The sequence below is a fragment of the Thioalkalivibrio nitratireducens DSM 14787 genome, from assembly GCF_000321415.2.
Classification (GTDB): Bacteria; Pseudomonadota; Gammaproteobacteria; order Ectothiorhodospirales; family Ectothiorhodospiraceae; genus Thioalkalivibrio; species Thioalkalivibrio nitratireducens.
The window spans coordinates 986,629-1,004,296 of record NC_019902.2 but is presented as its reverse complement, the minus strand read 5'-3'; the positions used below and the strand labels follow the sequence as shown (position 1 = coordinate 1,004,296).

Sequence of the window (17,668 nt, the reverse complement as noted above, 5' to 3'; positions counted from 1 at the left end):
TCCACGCCCAGCACCATCGCGAGGGTACCCCTGAACCCGCCGGACACGGCGTAGCGCGCACTGATCCGTGCGCGCCGCCGGTACTGCGCATAAGACCCGGGATTCCGGCAACGGCGCAGGCGCAACGCCGGGCGACGGCAACGCGGGCCAGGGGTGGCTTCGCGGGCACTCAGCCCGTACGCTGCCGGTCGCCTGCGCGCGCGGAGCCGGTGGCGGCAGCGCTGCCATCGCCCGGCAGCCCGAGAGCGGCAAGCACCACACACCTCGCCGCGTCCGCCAGTTCGCGCCGGGTCGAGTGTTCGGTGACGGGCAGCGGGGGCAACAGATGAACCTGCACTACCGTGCGCGGCCGGCAGAGGATCCGCCACGCGTGGACCAGGAACCATTCTCCATCCACAAAGGCCGCCGCTGGCGGGGAGCCGTCGGCGCCGCGTTCATGCTCGAGCGCCACCGGCTGCACCGGGGTACCGGTTGCCACCGCCGCCGCAAACAGGCGCGGATGAAAGCGCCGCACCTCGGCACCGGTCGAGGTGGTGGCCTCGGGAAACAGCACCACGCGCTGGCCGCGGGACAGTGCCTCGGACATGTCCCGCACGATCTGCGAGGCATGGTGTGCGCCGCGATGGATGAACAGGGTACCGTTGCGGCGGGCCAGCCAGCCGATCAACGGCCACCGGGCGACTTCCGCCTTCGAAAGGAACCGCACGTCCATCACTGCACCCAGCACCGGGATGTCCAGCCAGGACACGTGGTTGGACACCACCAGTGCCGGACCGTCCGGCGGCCGTCCATCGACGCGGATCTCGACCCCGGCGAGTTCCATCGCGCGCCGGTACCACCGCCACCGGACCTCCGCCATCCGCGCCTCGCCCGCCGGGCCGAACCCGTATCGCAGGCTCAGCCAGAGCCCGTACAGCAGGTACACAAAGATTCTGAGCAGCCTGTAACTGCCCCGCAGCTTGCTCGCCATGGATCCCCCGGTGGCGGCCGGAATCGGCCCGCGCAGGAAGTGTCGATGGTAACGCTGCACGGGCGTCGTGACACCCACATGATGAACCCAATACGGCGACCCGCGCATGATCGCTCGCGGACTTGCCAATGCCCGCAAGGCACCGCACGCGATCGCCCTCCGGCGCCTGCCCCGGCCCCAATCCCCGACCATGCTGTGCCCTGCCAGCACGACCTACGCTGCCGGCGGGCGGACCGGGGAGGCACCACCCCGAGTTGTGCCGTCGCGCACCACGCCCGGCACCCGACCGGCCTCGGCGCTGGGCGTGCCCGCCCTCAGCGTGCCGCGGCCTTCAGCTTGGCGCGGATGTCGTCGGTCAGCCACTGGGCTTCGGCATGCGCGTCGCGGGTCGCCGGGCTGTTCATCCACCCGAGTTTGACCCGACGACCGTCGCCGAGCCACAGGCGCAGGTAGAAATACGGGGTTTCCGGCGAGGGGGCGATCACGGGTTCGACCCGGGCGATATCTTCGGGGGCGTACTCCCGCCAGCGACCCAACCCCGCGAACCGGTTCCGGACCAGCACGCGTCCCGGCTCGATCACCAGCCGAGTCGAAGCCGTCCACATCTGCAGCGTGATCAGCGTCAGCACCAGGGGGAATAGCCATCCCCACAGCGAGGATGCGGCGATCACGCTTCCGGGGACCTGGCTGTAGCCGTAGCCCGCGAACACCAGCAGCGTGACGACGGTCATCACCATCGCTGCCCGTCTGGCCCTGCCGGGGGCCCAGTAGTATTCGGTGGCGCCCGCATCCGAGGCCATGATGCGCAAATCCAGCGCCGCGGCCGGATCGAAGGCGGGTTCGCGCTCTTCGCGCGATTCGCCCTGCCGCGAGTCGGACGCCCGTCGCGTCTCGGTAACAAACACCGGAACATCGAAGTGGGCGTGATAATCGACACCAGGCACTGACGCAGCGACCTCGACGCGCCAGAGGGTGCCGTCTTCGGAACCGAAGACCGTGGTCGGCTGTCCGTCGTGTGGAATCGGGAAATCCACCGGGATCACGACCCCGCCCTCGCGCCCTCGCGACAGTTCCTCGGTACCGAGTTCGCGATCCTGCTCCCACAGCTTCCGGTAGTGGGTTCGGCGCTCCTTGCCCGAGCGCTCGGTGGTGCGCTGGTAGTTCACCAGGCGCAGGGTCACCCGTTCACCGGGCTGCAGTTTCAGCCGGGTATGCACCTGCCCCTGCAGGCTGCCGCCGATTCCCCCTGGCGGCGCACCCAGCTCGAAGGTCGAGACGCCATAGCGCAGGTAGCTCAACGTGACGTGGACTGCACCGCCCAGCAGAAACAACCCGATCAGCGGGAACACCAGGATGAACAGTGCTGCCCACTCGCCGGTTTCGAGCCCTTCGCGAACGACCAAGTACGTAGCCGGAAACGCGACCGCGTTCCAGATCAGCGCCGCCACCCAGAGGCCGAGCCCACTCTTGTCGCTGTGCCGAATGCGCCTGCTTGCCCAGTCCGCGCGCCACATCCACGGCTGGCCGGGATAGCGCCGTTCCACGGCGCTGCGCGTAGCGCGTGCCGCCTGCCGAGCCCGCCAACCCACGAACCCCGCTGCCAGCCCGATCACCACGACTCCAGCCACGATGGCTTCGAAAATTCCGGGACCGCGGGTTCCGAAGAATCCGCCGGAGAATCCCAACCACAGTGCAGCCACCGCCGGCAGAGACGCCAGGACGAGCAGGCCGATCAAGAATTTCCTGTGCCGAAGCTTCGCGGTTCCAGGATCCGCGCCAGGCCGCATACGCATCTTTTTTCTTCCTTTCGTATCTGCCGGTCGGCTGCCAACGTCCTTCGCTGGCGGTCTTCGCGCCCATTTGGCCGCGCCAGCATGCCCCGCCTGCGGTCCCCGGCGACGACCGCGACCGGCCGACCCGCGCGAGTATCGCCGATCGTAGCGCTGAACGAACGGTTTGACAGCGATTGGCCAGCAAAGAGATGCACCAGCGCTTGCGCGGTGGTCCGATCCCGGACGGACAAGGCCCGGCACCGGGGTGACCTCCGGTCAGGGCAACGGGCCGGTATACGGTCCGGTCTCGGTGGGCAGCTCTTCGGCATCCCAGAGCCGGATACCACCGGCGACGTTCACCACGTCGGAAAAACCCATCTCCTCGAGCACCACCGCCGCGAGTGCCGAGCGGGCTCCGGTCGCGCACAGCAGCGCCACCGGACGATTCCGTGCCTCGCTCAGCGCCCGGATCCGATGGCGGCTGCCGGGTTCGGCCGCCCCCTCCAGCAGGCCCCGGGGGATCAGCAGCGACCCCGGAACGTGCAGGCGCCGGTACTCGTAGGGTTCGCGCACGTCCACGACCAGCCAGGGCTCGCCGGCCTCGATGGCTGCGTGCAGATCGCCGGGCGTCATCTCGCGGATCCGCGCGCGGGCCTCGGTAACCAGGTCCGCCAGGGTTCTGCGGGCCTTCGCGGGCCTGGAAGGTCGGGACCGGGTCGTCACAGTGCCGCCAACAGCGACTCCAGATCGTACTCCGGCGGTGCGCAGGCCGTGCCCCGACAGAGGTAGGCGACCACCCGGTCGGGCGCGGTGGGATGGCCGCACTTCCCCGCCAGCGCCGGCGGCAGGCCCTGCCCGTTCGTGGGCAGCGCGAACGTCCATGCCGGCGGCCGCCGCTCTCGGATCGCACGTTGCCAGCTGGCGGTCACCGCATCGGGCCCGCGCAGGATCACCAGCGGCGGCGGATCGCGGTGCAGATCGAGTGCCCGCAGGAGGCTCATGTGTCCGAGCGGGGACTCCTCCATCATCGGGCCGGCATTGGTGAGCGTGCGCTCGACCGCGTCGAGGTAACGCGGTTCGACCAGCAGGTATCCGAGCTGCAGCAAGGCCTGCGCGGCAACGCCGTTGCCGGCGGCGATTGCGTCGTCCGCGTATACCTTCGGGCGCTGGATCAGCGCCTCGTGGTCGACTGCCGTGTAGTAGAAACCGCCGTGCGCAAGATCGGCGAAGTCGCCCAACAGCCCGTCGGCCAGTGTCACCGCCCAGTCCAGCCACTCGGCACGCCAGCGTACGCGCAGCAGGTCGAGGCAGGCCGCCAGCAGCAGCGCGTGATCGTCCAGGCAGGCGCGCGGCATCGGGGTGTCCGCCCCTTCGCGGTAGCTCGCATACAGCCGGCCGTCCCGCCACAACAGCCTTCGCACCGCCTGCAGCGCGGTTTCGGCATGGTCCAGCCATTCCGGCTCGTCCAGCGCTTCCCCGGCACGTACCAGGCCCGAGATCATCAGCGCGTTCCAGGCACCCAGGATCTTGTCGTCGCGGTGCGGACGCTCGCGCCGTTCGCGCGCCTCGAGCAGTCGCTCCCGAGCCGCCTGCAGCAGCGCCTGCGCGGTGTCGGGTGCCAGATCGAGCGCCGCCGCGGCCGCGTCCGGTTCCTCGGCCTCGCGCAGGTGCCAGCGGCCCTCGAAGTTCGGCGGGTGATCGAGGCCCCAGACCCGGCTGGCCAGGCGCCACTGCTCGGGTTCCAGCAGCCCCTGCACCTTCGCGCGTTCCCAGACGTAGAAGCGGCCTTCCTCCCCCTCGGAATCGGCATCGAGGCTCGAATGGAACGCGCCGGAGCGATCGTGCATCTCGCGAAGCAGCCAACCCACGGTCTGGTTGGCCACACGCCGGGCACGGGCATCGTCCTGCACCGCTTGCCGCGCGTACAGATCCAAGAGCGGTCCGTTGTCGTAGAGCATCTTCTCGAAGTGCGGGATCATCCACTGCGCGTCGACCGAGTAGCGGTAGAAGCCGCCGCCGATCTGGTCGAACACCCCCCCGCGGGCCATCGCAGTCAGCGTCTGCTCCAGCATCGCCCCGGCTTCGGCGTCACCGTGACGCGTCGCATGCCAGGCAAGCCATTCCAGGGTCGCCGGATGGGGAAACTTGGGCGCGCCGCCGAAGCCGCCGTACTCCGGGTCGTAGTGGTGCCTCAGCTCCGCGCGCGCCCGGTCTAGCAGGCCGGCGTCGGGAATCGTGCCGCCTTCGGGGTTGTACATTCGCGTCATCGCCTGCTGCAGCGCAGCGTTCTGCTCGGCGATCTGCTCGGGATGTTCCTGCAGGAAATCGGCGACACGCTCGAGCACGTCGACGAACGCGGGAAGGCCGTGGCGGGCGCGGTCCGGAAAATACGTTCCGGCGAAAAAGGGCACCTGGTCCGGGGTCAGAATCACGGTCAGCGGCCAGCCGCCCGGACGCCGGGTCAGCAGCATGTGCGCATTCTGGTAGATCCGGTCCAGATCCGGCCGTTCTTCGCGATCGACCTTGATGTTCACGTAGCGCGCGTTCATCACCCGCGCGGTTCCCGGATCCTCGAACGACTCGTGCGCCATCACATGGCACCAGTGGCAGGCCGAGTACCCGATCGAGAGCAGGATCGGCCGCTGCTCGTCGCGCGCCGTACGCAGCGCCTCCTCGCCCCAGGGATACCAATCCACCGGGTTGTCCGCATGCTGCTGCAGGTAAGGGCTGCTGGCCCGGGCCAGGCGGTTCATGGGGCTCCTCCGGGTCGTCTGGTGCGAAAAACGGATCGCCTTCGGCGCAGGTTCGGTTTAGACTGCGACGTTCCACCAGCCATCGCAAGCGCCCATGCCCGTCCACCCGTTTATCGATCCGGTCGCGATCACCCTGGGTCCGTTCCGGCTCCACTGGTACGGGCTGATGTACCTGGTCGGCTTCCTCGCCTTCTGGTGGCTGGGCACCCGCCGTGCTCGACGCCCGGATTCCCTGCTGACGCCCCACCAGGTCGGCGACCTGCTGTTCTGGGGCGTGCTGGGCGTAATCGTCGGCGGGCGTCTGGGTCACGTATTCATCTACAACTTCGACGGCTTCCTGCAGGACCCGCTGATGCTGTTGCGGCTGTGGGAGGGCGGCATGGCCTTTCACGGCGGCCTGATCGGGGTACTGCTGGCGGTCGCCTGGTACGCCCACCGTCTCGGCGTGTCGTTCCTGCGGCTCGGCGACTTCGTCGCACCGCTGATTCCGATCGGCCTCGGCGCCGGGCGGATCGGAAACTGGATCAATGGCGAGCTCTGGGGCAAGCCCACAGACCTGCCCTGGGCGATGGTCTTCCCGGCCGCGGACTACCTGCCACGCCACCCGTCGCAACTCTACCAGGCCTTCCTGGAAGGCCTGGTTCTGTTCACCGTGCTCTGGTTGGTGTCGCGCAAACCGCGGCCGACCGGCCTGATCTCGGGGCTGTTCCTGGCGCTATACGGAAGCTTCCGGTTCCTGGTCGAGTTCGTCCGGGTGCCGGACGCCCACATCGGGTATCTCGCGTTCGGCTGGTTGACCATGGGACAGGCCCTGTCGGCGCCGCTGATCCTCATCGGGCTGGCGCTGATCCTCTGGTCGCGCCGAACCCCCGGACAAAGGGCCACGGCATGAAGCCGTATCTGGATCTGGTCCGCCATATCATGGACCATGGCGTGGATCGGCCCGACCGCACCGGCACCGGCACGCGCTCCGTGTTCGGCCACCAGATGCGCTTCGACCTTGCGGCGGGATTTCCGCTGGTCACCACCAAGCGCACCCACCTGAAGTCGGTGATCCACGAGTTGCTGTGGTTCATTCGCGGCGACACGCGCCTGGACTACCTGCACCGTCACGGCGTGCACATCTGGGATGAATGGGCCACCGACGACGGCGGCCTGGGTCCGATCTACGGGGCACAATGGCGCCGCTGGCCGACCCGGGACGGCGTCGTGGACCAGCTCGCGGAACTGGTCGAGCAGCTGCGCCTGCGACCCCATTCCAGGCGGATGCTGGTGTCGGCCTGGAACATCGCCGACCTGCCAGACGAGGCCCACACGCCGCAGCAAAACGTGCGCGCGGGCCGGATGGCGCTGGCTCCGTGCCACACGCTGTTCCAGTTCTACGTGGCCGAGGGCCGGCTGTCCTGCCAGCTCTACCAGCGCAGCGCGGACGTGTTTCTGGGCCTTCCGTTCAACATCGCCTCCTACGCATTGCTGACTCTGATGCTGGCGCAGGTGACCGATCTAGCGCCGGGCGACTTCGTGCACACGCTGGGCGATGCGCACCTGTACCTGAACCACTTCGAGCAGGTGCGCGAACTCCTCGAACGGGCACCGCTGCCGCCGCCGACCCTGCATCTGAACCCCGAGGTCCGCGACCTGTTCGCATTCCAGTTCGAGGACTTCCGGCTGGAGAACTACCGGAGCCATCCCGCGATACGTGCACCGATCGCGATATGAGGGATCCAGATGGGATCGATCCGAGACTGGAGATCATCGTCGCGATGGATCCGGACCGGGTGATCGGGCGCGACAATGCGCTCCCCTGGCACCTGCCCGACGATCTGCGCCATTTCCGGCGCTTGACCACCGGCCACACCGTGGTGATGGGGCGCCGCACCCACGAATCCATCGGTCGGCCACTGCCCGACCGGCGCAACCTGGTGTTGACCCGCCAGCCCGGATGGGCCGCCCCGGGGGTGGAGGTCTTTGCGGCCTTCGAGGAAGCCCTGGCAGCGGCGGACTCCGGCCGCGTGTTCGTCATCGGCGGTGCGGAACTCTTCAAGGCGGCGCTGCCCCGCGCCGCAGTGCTGCACCTGACCCGGGTCCACGACCGCCATCCGGGGGACGTCCGGTTCCCGGCGTTCGGCGACGACTGGACGCTGGTCTGGGAGGAGGACCACCCTCCGGACGAGCGCCACTCCAGCGGCTTCACGTTCCAGCGCCTGGAACGCAGCGCCTGAACAGCGAGTCTCAATACTGCTGCGGACGGGAAGGCACCCTGCGGCCGAGAACCCGACGGCCGCGTGACCTTCCGGCGCCCGATGTTCTACCCTGCCGATGTGGCGAAACGGGCAGCTCGCCCGGTGGCTCGCCGCAAGGAGACGGAGATGCCCTACCTGGCCTGGTCCGACGAGCTCGACACCCACATTCCGGAACTCGACGCCCAGCATCGCGTGATGATCGACCACGTGAACCGGCTGGGCGCGGCAGCATCCTCCGGCTCTTCAAAACAGGTTCGGGAAGCGATGGACGCGCTGGCCGACTGCGTGCACCAGCACTTCGAGTTCGAGGAACGGGTGCTGGAGATGATCGACTTCGCGGGGTTGGAGGAACATCGCCAGACCCATCGAGAGATCCTGGCGGAACTCGACGATTATCGCGCCCGCCTCAATGCCGCGTCCCCCGCGGAAGCCGAGGAGTTGGTGGACACCCTTGGTCCCTGGGTCGTCGAACACATTCGCCACGATGACGTGGACTTCGGGCCGACCGTGCGCGAATGGCTCCGCGACGCCGCCCCGCCTGACGACCCGTTCCGGAAACTGGTCGGCGATACCTGAGGCCGCCCGCACCGACCCCCGCTTCCCACCGCGGGGAGCGCCTTTGTTGCCGCTGCAAGGACGAAGCGGCGGGCGGCGAACCATGTCAACCGGGCACGATCGCCCGCGAGTCGCCTACCGCCCATGCCGCGGGCGTCTCCCCGACGATGAAAGACGTGCTGGCGCGGAAGAGGCCGAAAGCCGTCAGCCGCCAGCCGGCGTTGGGGATGCTGCGGGCGCCTGGGCACTGCGAACGCCGTGTGGCGGATGACGCTGCGCTATTCCGCCCTACGGGACACCCGGAACGCGACGCGGGTTCTTTCACGCTAACGATCATGTCTTCGGGGGTGAGGCACCCCGAAGGATGAAAATCGGACACGGAAGCACGCGGAAATTGAGCAAGATATTGAATACCCGTCATTTTCCGTGTTGTCCGTGTTCTTCCGTGGCTGTATTTTCACGCTAACTGTCATGCCCTCGGCCGCGAGGCACCCCGAAGGATGAAACTACGATTATAAATCAGAGACATACGATTCTAGGGCGGCGTATTTTCACGCTAACTCGCCTTCGGCCCCCGCCAACGGATGCCCCCCGGCAGAAAGTTCAGCACGACGAAGGCCAGCATCGCCGCCACCACGATGCTGGGGCCGGTGGGCGTATCATGCGCGAACGAACCCCAGATCCCAGCCAGTACGGCCAGCACACCGAAACCGGCGGCGAACAGCGCCATCTGCTCGGGAGTACGCGCGAAACGCCGTGCGGTAGCGGCGGGGATGATCATCAACGACGTGATCAGCAGTACCCCAACCACCTGCATCGCGCTGGCGATCACCAGCGCGATCAGCAACATCAGGCCGAGCCGTACCGGCAGGACCGGCACACCTTCCACCCGCGCGAGTTCCTCGTGCACGGTGATCGCGAGCAGCGGGCGCCACAACGACAACAAGAGTACCAGCGCCAGCAACCCGCCGATGGCGATGGCGAGCAGATCTCCGCGGCTCACCGCCAGGATGTCACCGAACAGATAGGCCATCAGGTCGACCCGCAGGCCCTCGACGAACGCGACGGCCACCAGGCCGAGCGACAGCGCACTGTGGGCCAGGATCCCCAGCAGCGTATCCGATGCCAGTTCCTGCCGCCGCTGGAGAAACACCAGGATCACGGCCACTGCGACGCAAACCAGCGTCACCAGCAGGTTCAGGTTCAGCCCCAGCAGGAAGCCCAGTGCAACCCCCAGCAAGGCCGAGTGGGAGACGGTATCGCCGAAATACGCCATCCGGCGCCAGACCACGAAGGCACCCAGCGGCCCCGCAACGACGGCGACCATCACACCCGCGAGGATCGCCCGGGTCAGGAAATCATCGAGCACGATCGGGCCCCTCTTCGGATCGGTCCACCGGGTGCACCTCGCCGGCAAGATCGTGCACGTGGTTGTGATGGTGGGTATAGATACCAATTCCGCGCACGCTTGCATCGGGGAACAGGCGCTGGTACTCGGGATGCCGGCTGACTTCCTCCGGCCTTCCGGTGCAGCAGACATGCTGATTGACGCAGACCACCACGTCGGCGGCGCCCATCACCAGGTGCAACTCGTGCGAGACCATCAGCACCCCGCATCCGGTCGCCTTGCGCAGACGGTCGATCAGGTCGAACACCTCCCCCTGCCCAACCACGTCCACCCCCTGCGCCGGCTCGTCCAGAACGAGCAGATCCGGATCGGAGAGCAGTGCCCGAGCCAGAAGCACCCGCTGCATCTCGCCTCCGGAAAGCGTCTGCACCGGTGCATCGAGCAGACCGTGTACGCCGACCTGCCGCAACACCTCGCGCAGACGGACCAGCGGCGCACGATGGCGGAGCGTCAGGAAGCGGCGCACCGACAATGGAAGGATGGGGTCCAGTTGCACCCGCTGCGGCATGTAGCCGATCCGGATCCCGCGACGGCGTACCACCCGGCCGCCGGTGGCAGGCCAGAGACCGAGCAGCACCCGCAGCAGGCTGGTCTTGCCCGCGCCATTGGGACCGATCACCACCACCACCTCGCCGCTGCGGACGGTCAGGGAGACGTGGTCCAGAATGGATCGACCTGTGCGTTCCAAGCTGAGCGCGACGCCTTCGATCAGAGGGGTGCCCTCGGAAATCGGTCCCGTTCGCGCGTACCGGCTAGCCTGGCTCATATTGATATAGTATAACGTTTTCTGTGCGCCGTCGCGGGTCGGCGTGCACCTTCCCACAACCCCATCGATGGAGACCCTACAGCATGCAAATCGGCAAACTCCCGGGAATCGGGGCCATCGTGTTCGCAATCGCGCTGGCCACATCGACAGTTCAGGCCGAGACACGGACCGTAGTTGCATCCATTCTACCGGTACACAGTCTGGTCGAGGCACTCGTCGACGGTGTGCACGACTCTGAGCTGCTGATGCCGGCAACCGCCTCGCCGCACGGCTATGCCATGCGCCCGTCAGAGGCACGGAGGCTGCAGAACGCGGACCTGGTGGTCTGGGTCGGTCCCGACCTCGAGACCTTCCTCGAACGTGCGCTCGCCGGACCGCGCGAAGGGCGCAAGGTGATCACCCTGATGGAGGATCTGGAGCTCGCGTTGCTGCCCACCCGCGAAGGCGGGGTCTGGGAGGCACACGCACACGACCATGGGCACCACGACCATGGGCACCACGACCATGGGCACCACGACCATGAGCACCACGACCATGAGCACCACGACCATGGGCACCACGACCATGGGCACCACGACCATGGGCACCACGACCATGGGCACCACGACCATGAGCACCACGACCATGAGCACCACGACCATGAGCACCACGACCATGAGCACCACGACCATGAGCACCACGACCATGAGCACCACGACCATGAGCACCACGACCATGGGCACCACGACCATGAGCACCACGACCATGAGCACCACGACCATGGGCACCATGACCATGGGCACCACGACCATGGGCACGGGGAAATGGATGCGCATGTCTGGCTGTCACCGGAGAACGTCCGACGGATCGCGATCGGCCTGGCCCGTGAACTGGCGACCTGGGATCCGGCCAATGCACAGGCCTTCGAACGCAACCGCGACCGCCTGCTGGACCGGATCGACGCGCTGGATTCGGACCTGCGCGCACAGCTCGAGCCCGCCCGTGACCGGGCATTCATCGTGTTCCACGATGCCTACCAGTACTTCGAACACCACTATGGACTCCGCGCGGCCGGATCGATCACCCTGGATCCGGCGCAGTCGCCCGGGGCTCGCAGGGTCCAGGAACTGCAGAACCGGATCGCCGAAGATGACGTCGTCTGCCTGTTCACCGAGCCACAGTTCCGACCGGCGCTGGCACGCATGCTGGTCGAGGGCCGCCCCACGCGCCTCGGTGAACTCGATCCACTGGGGAGCACGCTCGAGCCGGGTCCGGACGCCTGGTTCCAGTTGATGCGCCAGCTCGGGGACGACATGAGCCGCTGCCTCGAAGCCCCTGCCTCCTGAGCCGGAAGCGGCGTAGGCCGGGCCGACGCTGGGCAGGAGGCACGACACCCGGGGCCGGGGCGGCCCGGCCATCGAGGCTGCCCCGGGGACGTCGGGCCTTTCCCGACCGCCGCGTTGTCGTGCCTGCGGCACAACCTGCCGAAGGGATCCTTAGCGTTCACCACCGCGGAACGCGCTGCGCCTTGTCTCTGTTACAACACGACGAGCAACCAGACGACCACCGCATTCACGAAACTGAGCAACACCGCGGCGGAACCCATGTCCTTGGCTCTTGCGGAAAGCGCGTGCAGTTCGCCCCCGAAACGATCGATCGCCGCCTCGATCCCCGAGTTGAGCAGTTCCACGATCAGGATCAGGATCAGGCTGCCGAGCAGCAGCGCGCGCTCCACACCGACATCGGTCAGCAGAAAGGCCGCCGGGACCAGCACCAGACACAGCAGCAGTTCCTGCCGGAACGCCTCTTCGTGGCGGAACGCCGAGCGAAGGCCGTTCCAGGAGTAGCCGAAAGCCCGGAGGATGCGGACCCACCCACGATGATTGCCGTACGCCATGCGCCGATTCCGTCCCCTGCCCTGCCCTGCCCACTGCGAGGCAAGACACCCCGCAGTCAAAAGCCACAGCATAGCGCGCCTGCAGCCCGACCGCGTTACGCCCCGATGACAGCCGCCGGAGCAGAACTCAGGCGTCGGTACCCGTTCGCGGGCGGGCAGCCTCCTCCGAGGCCTGTTCCTCGCCAACCTGGTAAACCACGTCCAGGCGCTTCGCGGCTGCGACCTCGTTGAAACGCCGATTCGGCAGCCGGTGCGGGGCCCCCTTGATGGCGTCGATGTCCACCCGGGACTCGTCGAGCACCGCGACCATCGCGGCGACGAAGCCATCCAGCGTCTCCCGGGATTCGGTCTCGGTGGGTTCGATCAGCAGGCACTCGGGCACCAACAGCGGGAAATACGTGGTCGGCGCGTGGTAGTCGTGATCGAGCAGGCGCTTGGCCATGTCCATCGCGGTCAGGCCGGTCTCCCTCGCCTGCCGCTTCAGGGTGACGATGAACTCGTGGGTCGCGCGCCGTTCGGGAAACGCGAGATCGAAGCCCGCGCGCTGCAGCTCCGCCATCAGGTAGTTCGCGTTCAGCGTCGAGTACTCGGCGACGCGGATCATGCCTTCGCGCCCGAGCATGCGCATGTACACGTACGCGCGCAGCAGCACTCCCGCGTTCCCGGCGAACGCGGACAGCCGCCCGATGCTCTCCGGGAACGCGTCCTCCAGGCCCTGACGGTAGATACCCGCGTCGTCGCGAATCACGACCGGCACCGGCAGGAACGGCAGCAGCCGGGTGCTCACACCCACCGCACCGGCACCCGGCCCACCTCCGCCATGCGGCGTCGAGAAGGTCTTGTGCAGGTTCATGTGGATCACGTCGAAGCCCATATCGCCGGGACGCACCTTGCCGAGGATCGCGTTCAGGTTGGCGCCATCGTAGTACAGCAGCCCCCCGGCATCGTGAACGATCGCCGCGATCTCGTGGATGTGCCGTTCGAACACCCCGAGCGTCGACGGGTTCGTCAGCATGATCCCAGCGGTCTGCGGCCCGACCGCGTCGCGCAATGCGTCGAGATCGACGTCGCCGCTGGCATCGGTCGGGATCTCGCGTACCCGGTAGCCACACATGATCGCGGTCGCCGGATTGGTGCCGTGGGCGGCATCGGGCACGATGATCTCGCTGCGGGCATCGTCACCGCGCGCGCGGTGGTAGGCTCGGATCATCGCCACGCCGGCGAACTCGCCCTGCGCACCGGCCATCGGCGTCAGCGACACCCCGTTCATTCCGGTCACCTCGCGCAGCATCTCCTGCAGCTCGAACATCGTCTGCAGAAAGCCCTGGCTGTGCTCCGGCGGCGCCAGCGGGTGCCGGTGCAGGAACTCGGGCAGCATCGCGAGGCTGTTGCAGGCACGCGGGTTGTATTTCATCGTGCACGAACCCAGCGGGTAGAACTGAGTGTCGATCGAGAAGTTCTTCTGCGACAGCCGCGTGTAGTGCCGTACCACGTCCATCTCGGAAACGGCTGGAAGCCCGGCCGGGGACTGCCGGCGCAGGGTGTCCGGAATTCCGGTGTCTACCCCGGTGCTGCGCGGTGCCTGGGCAGTGGCGGCCCGCCCCGCGCGCGAGCGATCGAAGATCAGGCTGGAGTCATACTGGGTCATGCGACAGATTCCGGTGTGATGGTTCCCGACGGTCACGGGAAGCCGTGTATCGAAAGGACGAGCCCGTCGGCTGGCGGCGGATCATCGACCGTCCCGGCGGCCGATGTGCCGACGACCGGCAGGGCGCCGCTGGCATCGCTGGCGTCGCCCTTCAGGGGCACTTCGGCGGCCATCGCGGCGTTCCAATGGGATGGGTGCGGACAGCATCATACGGCCCCGGTCGCGCGTGCCGCAGCCGCCGCGAGCCGGTCAAAATCGGCGTCGGTCTTGGTTTCGGTCGCACAGGCCAGCACGCAGCCGCGCAGGTCGGGATAGTCGTGTTCCAGCGCATACCCGCCCAGCACGCCCTCGCCCGCCATGCGCGCGAGGATACCCGTCGCGTCCGGACCGAAATCGAACACCCGCTCGTGGAAATGGTGGCCCTCGAAGCGGGGCCGGATTCCCACTTCCGCCAGGCGCTCGCCGAGCGCGCGGGTGTGGGTCCAGCAGGCCTCGGCGACCCGGGTCAGCCCCGCGTCACCCAGCAGGGCCATGTGGATCGTCGCTGCGGTGACCACCAGCCCCTGGTTGGTGCAGATGTTCGAGGTGGCCTTCGAGCGGCGGATGTGCTGCTCACGCGCCTGCAGCGTCAGCACGAAGCCGGGACGGCCGTCGGCATCCTCGGTGCGACCCACGATGCGCCCGGGCATCTGGCGGATGTGCTCGCGACGTGTGGTCATGAAGCCGAAGTACGGGCCGCCGCTGGACAGCGGCGCTCCGAGCGGCTGACCCTCACCCACCACGATGTCGGCGCCGCGGTCACCCCACTCGCCGGGCGCTTTGAGCAGGGCCAGCGACACCGGGTTGACCACCGCGATCACCGGCACGCCGCGGGCCTCGGCCCAGCGGGTCAGGTCGTCGACGTCCTCGAGTACTCCGAAGAAATTGGGCTGCGCAATCACCAGCGCGGTGATGTCGTCCTGCTCGAACCCCGCCAACCGCTCGGGATCAATGCCACCGTGGCGCTCGTCCCAGGGCAGTTCGGTGAGTTCAATGCCCTGGTTCCCGACAATCGCACGCACGACCGCGCGGTAGGCCGGATGCAGCGCACCCGGCACCAGCACCCGGTTGCTCTTCGAGCGCCGGTTGATGCGCACCGCCATCAGCACGGCTTCGGCCAGCGCCGACGCCCCGTCGTACAGCGACGCATTCGACACTTCCATGCCGGTCAGCCGGCTGATCATCGTCTGGTACTCGTAGATCAGCTGCAGCGTGCCCTGCGAGGCCTCCGCCTGGTACGGGGTATAGGCGCTGTAGAACTCCCCGCGCGTCGCGATCTGCCAGACGGCTGCCGGGATATGGTGCTCGTAGGCGCCGGCGCCGATGAAGCTCAGCGGCATGCCGTCGCGCCCGGCCCGATCCCGCATCAGTCGCGCGATCTCCATTTCCGCCATGCCCTCGGGGATTCCGGACAACGGTGGGGCCCGCAATTCCGCGGGGATCTCGTCGAACAGGTTGTCGATCGACGCCACGCCGATATGTTCCAGCATCTGGCGGGTATCGTCTTCGGTGTGCGGGATGAAAGGCATGGGCAGTTTCTCGGGCAGATTCGGGGGTCGGTTCAGACACGCCCGGGGCAGCCCGCGGATGCAGCACCCGGCGCCCGGGTGCGCGTCGGGTCGCAGCGCTGCGGATCCGGGGCCGGACCGCGGGACGGCAGGTTCATTCCTCGCTGGCTACCAGTTCGGCATAGGCGTCGGCGTCCAGCAGTGCATCGAGGCCGGCAGGATCGGTGGGCTGGACCCGAAACAGCCAGCCCTCTTCGAACGGCGATTCGTTGACCCGTTCCGGGCTGTCGGTCAGTTCCTCGTTGACTGCCACCACCTCGCCGGACACCGGTGCGTAGACATCGGATGCGGCCTTCACCGACTCGACGGTCGCGCAGGGTTCACCGGCCTGCACCTGCGAACCCGGTTCCGGCGCTTCCACGAACACCAGGTCGCCCAGCAGCGTTTGTGCGTGATCGGTGATCCCGACGGTCAGCGAACCGTCCTCCTCCTGGCGCACCCACTCGTGGCTCTTGCTGTATTTCAGATTCGTTCTGGTTTCGGTCATCTCGAATTCCTCGGGTAGCTTGAACAGTTGCGGTCCCGGCCGGGTGCCGTCCGCCGGGGCGCGGAACGGGAGTCGCTCTCAGCCGATCTGCGACTTGCCGTGGCGTACGAATACCGGCTTCACCACCCGAACCGGATGCGGCTTGCCGCGCAGATGGGCGGTCAGCGTCGCGTTCGCGGAAGCCGCCGGAATCCGGGCCAGCGCGATGGACACGCCGAGTGTGGGCGAAAAGCTGCCGGAGGTCACCACGCCATTCCCGGCCTCGGTTTCGATACGCGTGCCGCCGCGCAACACGCCGCGGCCCTCGAGCACCAGGCCGACCAGCTTCTCCGGCACACCCTCGGCCCGCTGGCGTTCGAGTGCCTCGCGCCCGATGAACGCGCGGTCCTCGGGCTCCCAGGCGACCGTCCAGCCCAGATTCGATACCAGCGGCGTGGTCGTGGTATCCATGTCGGTGCCGTAGAGATTCATGCCGGCCTCCAGGCGCAGGGTATCGCGGGCCCCGAGACCAACCGGGCGCACGCCCGCGGCGAGCAGCGCCTCCCACAGGGACTCGGCCGTCGCGGCCGGCAGCATGATCTCGAAGCCGTCCTCTCCGGTGTAGCCGGTCCGGGCCACCATCCAGTCGTCGTTCCAGACCGCGCTGAACGGCCGCCGCTCTCCCGCCACGCGCAGGTCGCCGGGCAACAGCGGCAGCGTCCGGGAGACCGCATCGGGCCCCTGAACCGCCAGCAGCGCGAGTTCCGCCCGGACCTCGATGCGAACCGTCGCAGGGTCCGCTAGCGCCCGCATGTGCGCGATATCGCCCTCTGCCGTCGCGGCATTCACCACCGCCCGATAGCTCTCATCGCCCCGCAAATACACGATCAGGTCATCCAGGACCCCGCCCTGCTCGTTCAGCATGCAGCTGTACAGCGCGCGCCCCTCGGACTTGAGCTTCGCGACGTCGTTCGCGAGCAGCCGCCGCAGGAAGTCTTTGGCCCCGACCCCCTGGATGTCGACGACCCGCATGTGCGAGACGTCGAACACCCCGGCGGATTCCCGCACGGCGCGGTGTTCCTCGAGCTGGGAACCGTAGTGCAGCGGCATCTCCCAGCCGGCAAAATCGACCAGGCGCGCACCGGCGCGCTGGTGGGCGGAATGCAGGGCGGTGGTTTTCAGGGTCATCCGGACTCCTTGCAGCATGGCATCGATCGCAACGAAAAGGGCGGCCGACAGCGTTCGCCATCGGCCGCCCCTCTGTCCTGAAACCTGAGAGTTTGCGTTGCAGGCAACGCCCCCTTCGGTGGGCCGCATGCGGCCGCTCTCCAGAGTCTGCCTGAGTACACCTCCCCGGTCCTACAGCCTGAGCGATTCCGGGCGGACGTTGCGCCTTCGGCGGTCATCCACGATACGGATGACTCTCTTCCAAGGAGGTGCGGCAGCGGGGTGCACCCGCAGCCGGCAGTTGCGGCAAAGTCTAGACCAATACGGCGCCATCGCGAAAGCCTGCCCGATCGCCATGGGCATCCACTTGCCCGGCATTCATCGCAGGCATCCGCAGGATTGCCGCTTAAGTCCCTGAGGCATTAACACATCTGTCA

General features: G+C 67.7%; 17 protein-coding genes and 2 riboswitches. Of the genes, 5 read left to right on the top strand and 12 right to left on the bottom strand.

What is annotated here, in order from left to right; genetic code table 11:
- Nucleotides 1-169: 169 nt before the first annotated feature.
- The 4 genes from TVNIR_RS05015 to TVNIR_RS05000 all read right to left on the bottom strand — a co-directional run bounded on the left by TVNIR_RS05015 (nt 170) and on the right by TVNIR_RS05000 (nt 5,495).
- Nucleotides 170-970, bottom strand: a complete 801-nt coding sequence (locus tag TVNIR_RS05015; protein WP_043739349.1) for a lysophospholipid acyltransferase family protein — start codon at nt 968-970, stop codon at nt 170-172.
- Nucleotides 971-1,284: 314 nt separating this feature from the next.
- A complete protein-coding gene (locus TVNIR_RS05010) occupies nt 1,285-2,706 on the bottom strand; it encodes a hypothetical protein (protein ID WP_015257903.1) in 1,422 nt (473 codons plus the stop codon).
- Nucleotides 2,707-3,018: 312 nt separating this feature from the next.
- The gene (locus TVNIR_RS05005) at nt 3,019-3,375 is read right to left on the bottom strand and encodes a rhodanese-like domain-containing protein (RefSeq protein ID WP_015257902.1); all 357 of its coding nucleotides are present in this window, start codon (nt 3,373-3,375) and stop codon (nt 3,019-3,021) included.
- A gap of 86 nt (nt 3,376-3,461) precedes the next feature.
- Nucleotides 3,462-5,495, bottom strand: coding sequence for a thioredoxin domain-containing protein (locus TVNIR_RS05000; protein WP_015257901.1), 2,034 nt, complete (start codon nt 5,493-5,495; stop codon nt 3,462-3,464).
- 94 nt (nt 5,496-5,589) lie between these two features.
- Here TVNIR_RS05000 and lgt point away from each other — a divergent pair, with 94 nt between their 5' ends.
- The 4 genes from lgt to TVNIR_RS04980 all read left to right on the top strand — a co-directional run bounded on the left by lgt (nt 5,590) and on the right by TVNIR_RS04980 (nt 8,314).
- Nucleotides 5,590-6,387 carry a prolipoprotein diacylglyceryl transferase gene (gene lgt, locus TVNIR_RS04995; protein WP_015257900.1) on the top strand — a complete coding sequence of 266 codons (798 nt, stop codon included), beginning with the start codon at nt 5,590-5,592 and terminating at the stop codon, nt 6,385-6,387.
- Nucleotides 6,384-7,214 (top strand): thymidylate synthase, encoded by an 831-nt coding sequence (locus tag TVNIR_RS04990; protein WP_015257899.1) that lies wholly within the window; start codon nt 6,384-6,386, stop codon nt 7,212-7,214. Before lgt ends, TVNIR_RS04990 begins: the two co-directional genes overlap by 4 nt.
- Entirely contained in the window at nt 7,211-7,717 is a 507-nt protein-coding gene (locus TVNIR_RS04985) for a dihydrofolate reductase (RefSeq protein WP_015257898.1), read from the top strand. Before TVNIR_RS04990 ends, TVNIR_RS04985 begins: the two co-directional genes overlap by 4 nt.
- A 147-nt stretch (nt 7,718-7,864) precedes the next feature.
- On the top strand, nt 7,865-8,314 hold the full coding sequence (locus TVNIR_RS04980; protein WP_157092194.1) for a bacteriohemerythrin: 450 nt from the start codon (nt 7,865-7,867) through the stop codon (nt 8,312-8,314).
- Nucleotides 8,315-8,849: 535 nt separating this feature from the next.
- Here the strand turns inward: TVNIR_RS04980 and znuB are convergent.
- Nucleotides 8,850-9,662: a zinc ABC transporter permease subunit ZnuB gene (gene znuB / locus TVNIR_RS04975; RefSeq protein ID WP_015257896.1), complete on the bottom strand. Its 813-nt coding sequence runs from the start codon at nt 9,660-9,662 to the stop codon at nt 8,850-8,852.
- Entirely contained in the window at nt 9,652-10,467 is an 816-nt protein-coding gene (locus TVNIR_RS04970) for an ATP-binding cassette domain-containing protein (RefSeq protein ID WP_043739347.1), read from the bottom strand. Before TVNIR_RS04970 ends, znuB begins: the two co-directional genes overlap by 11 nt.
- A gap of 83 nt (nt 10,468-10,550) precedes the next feature.
- On the opposite strand from TVNIR_RS04970, the gene TVNIR_RS04965 reads away from it, so the two are divergent.
- Complete coding sequence (locus TVNIR_RS04965) at nt 10,551-11,792, top strand: zinc ABC transporter substrate-binding protein (protein ID WP_043739344.1); 1,242 nt, start codon at nt 10,551-10,553, stop codon at nt 11,790-11,792.
- Nucleotides 11,793-11,983: 191 nt separating this feature from the next.
- On the opposite strand, the gene TVNIR_RS04960 is transcribed toward TVNIR_RS04965, so the two are convergent.
- The 6 genes from TVNIR_RS04960 to gcvT all read right to left on the bottom strand — a co-directional run bounded on the left by TVNIR_RS04960 (nt 11,984) and on the right by gcvT (nt 17,252).
- Complete coding sequence (locus TVNIR_RS04960; protein ID WP_015257893.1) at nt 11,984-12,343, bottom strand: diacylglycerol kinase; 360 nt, start codon at nt 12,341-12,343, stop codon at nt 11,984-11,986.
- A gap of 127 nt (nt 12,344-12,470) precedes the next feature.
- Complete coding sequence (gcvPB, locus tag TVNIR_RS04955; RefSeq protein ID WP_015257892.1) at nt 12,471-13,991, bottom strand: aminomethyl-transferring glycine dehydrogenase subunit GcvPB; 1,521 nt, start codon at nt 13,989-13,991, stop codon at nt 12,471-12,473.
- Between the two features lie 32 nt (nt 13,992-14,023).
- Nucleotides 14,024-14,164, bottom strand: coding sequence for a hypothetical protein (locus TVNIR_RS19650; RefSeq protein WP_015257891.1), 141 nt, complete (start codon nt 14,162-14,164; stop codon nt 14,024-14,026).
- A 33-nt stretch (nt 14,165-14,197) separates the two neighbouring features.
- The gene (gcvPA, locus tag TVNIR_RS04950) at nt 14,198-15,559 is read right to left on the bottom strand and encodes an aminomethyl-transferring glycine dehydrogenase subunit GcvPA (RefSeq protein WP_015257890.1); all 1,362 of its coding nucleotides are present in this window, start codon (nt 15,557-15,559) and stop codon (nt 14,198-14,200) included.
- A gap of 133 nt (nt 15,560-15,692) precedes the next feature.
- Complete coding sequence (gene gcvH, locus TVNIR_RS04945) at nt 15,693-16,085, bottom strand: glycine cleavage system protein GcvH (protein WP_015257889.1); 393 nt, start codon at nt 16,083-16,085, stop codon at nt 15,693-15,695.
- 78 nt (nt 16,086-16,163) lie between these two features.
- A complete protein-coding gene (gene gcvT / locus TVNIR_RS04940) occupies nt 16,164-17,252 on the bottom strand; it encodes a glycine cleavage system aminomethyltransferase GcvT (RefSeq protein WP_043739341.1) in 1,089 nt (362 codons plus the stop codon).
- Nucleotides 17,253-17,314: 62 nt separating this feature from the next.
- A riboswitch (glycine riboswitch) is annotated at nt 17,315-17,406 on the bottom strand.
- A 2-nt stretch (nt 17,407-17,408) separates the two neighbouring features.
- Nucleotides 17,409-17,505, bottom strand: a riboswitch (glycine riboswitch).
- Between the last annotated feature and the right edge of the window lie 163 nt (nt 17,506-17,668).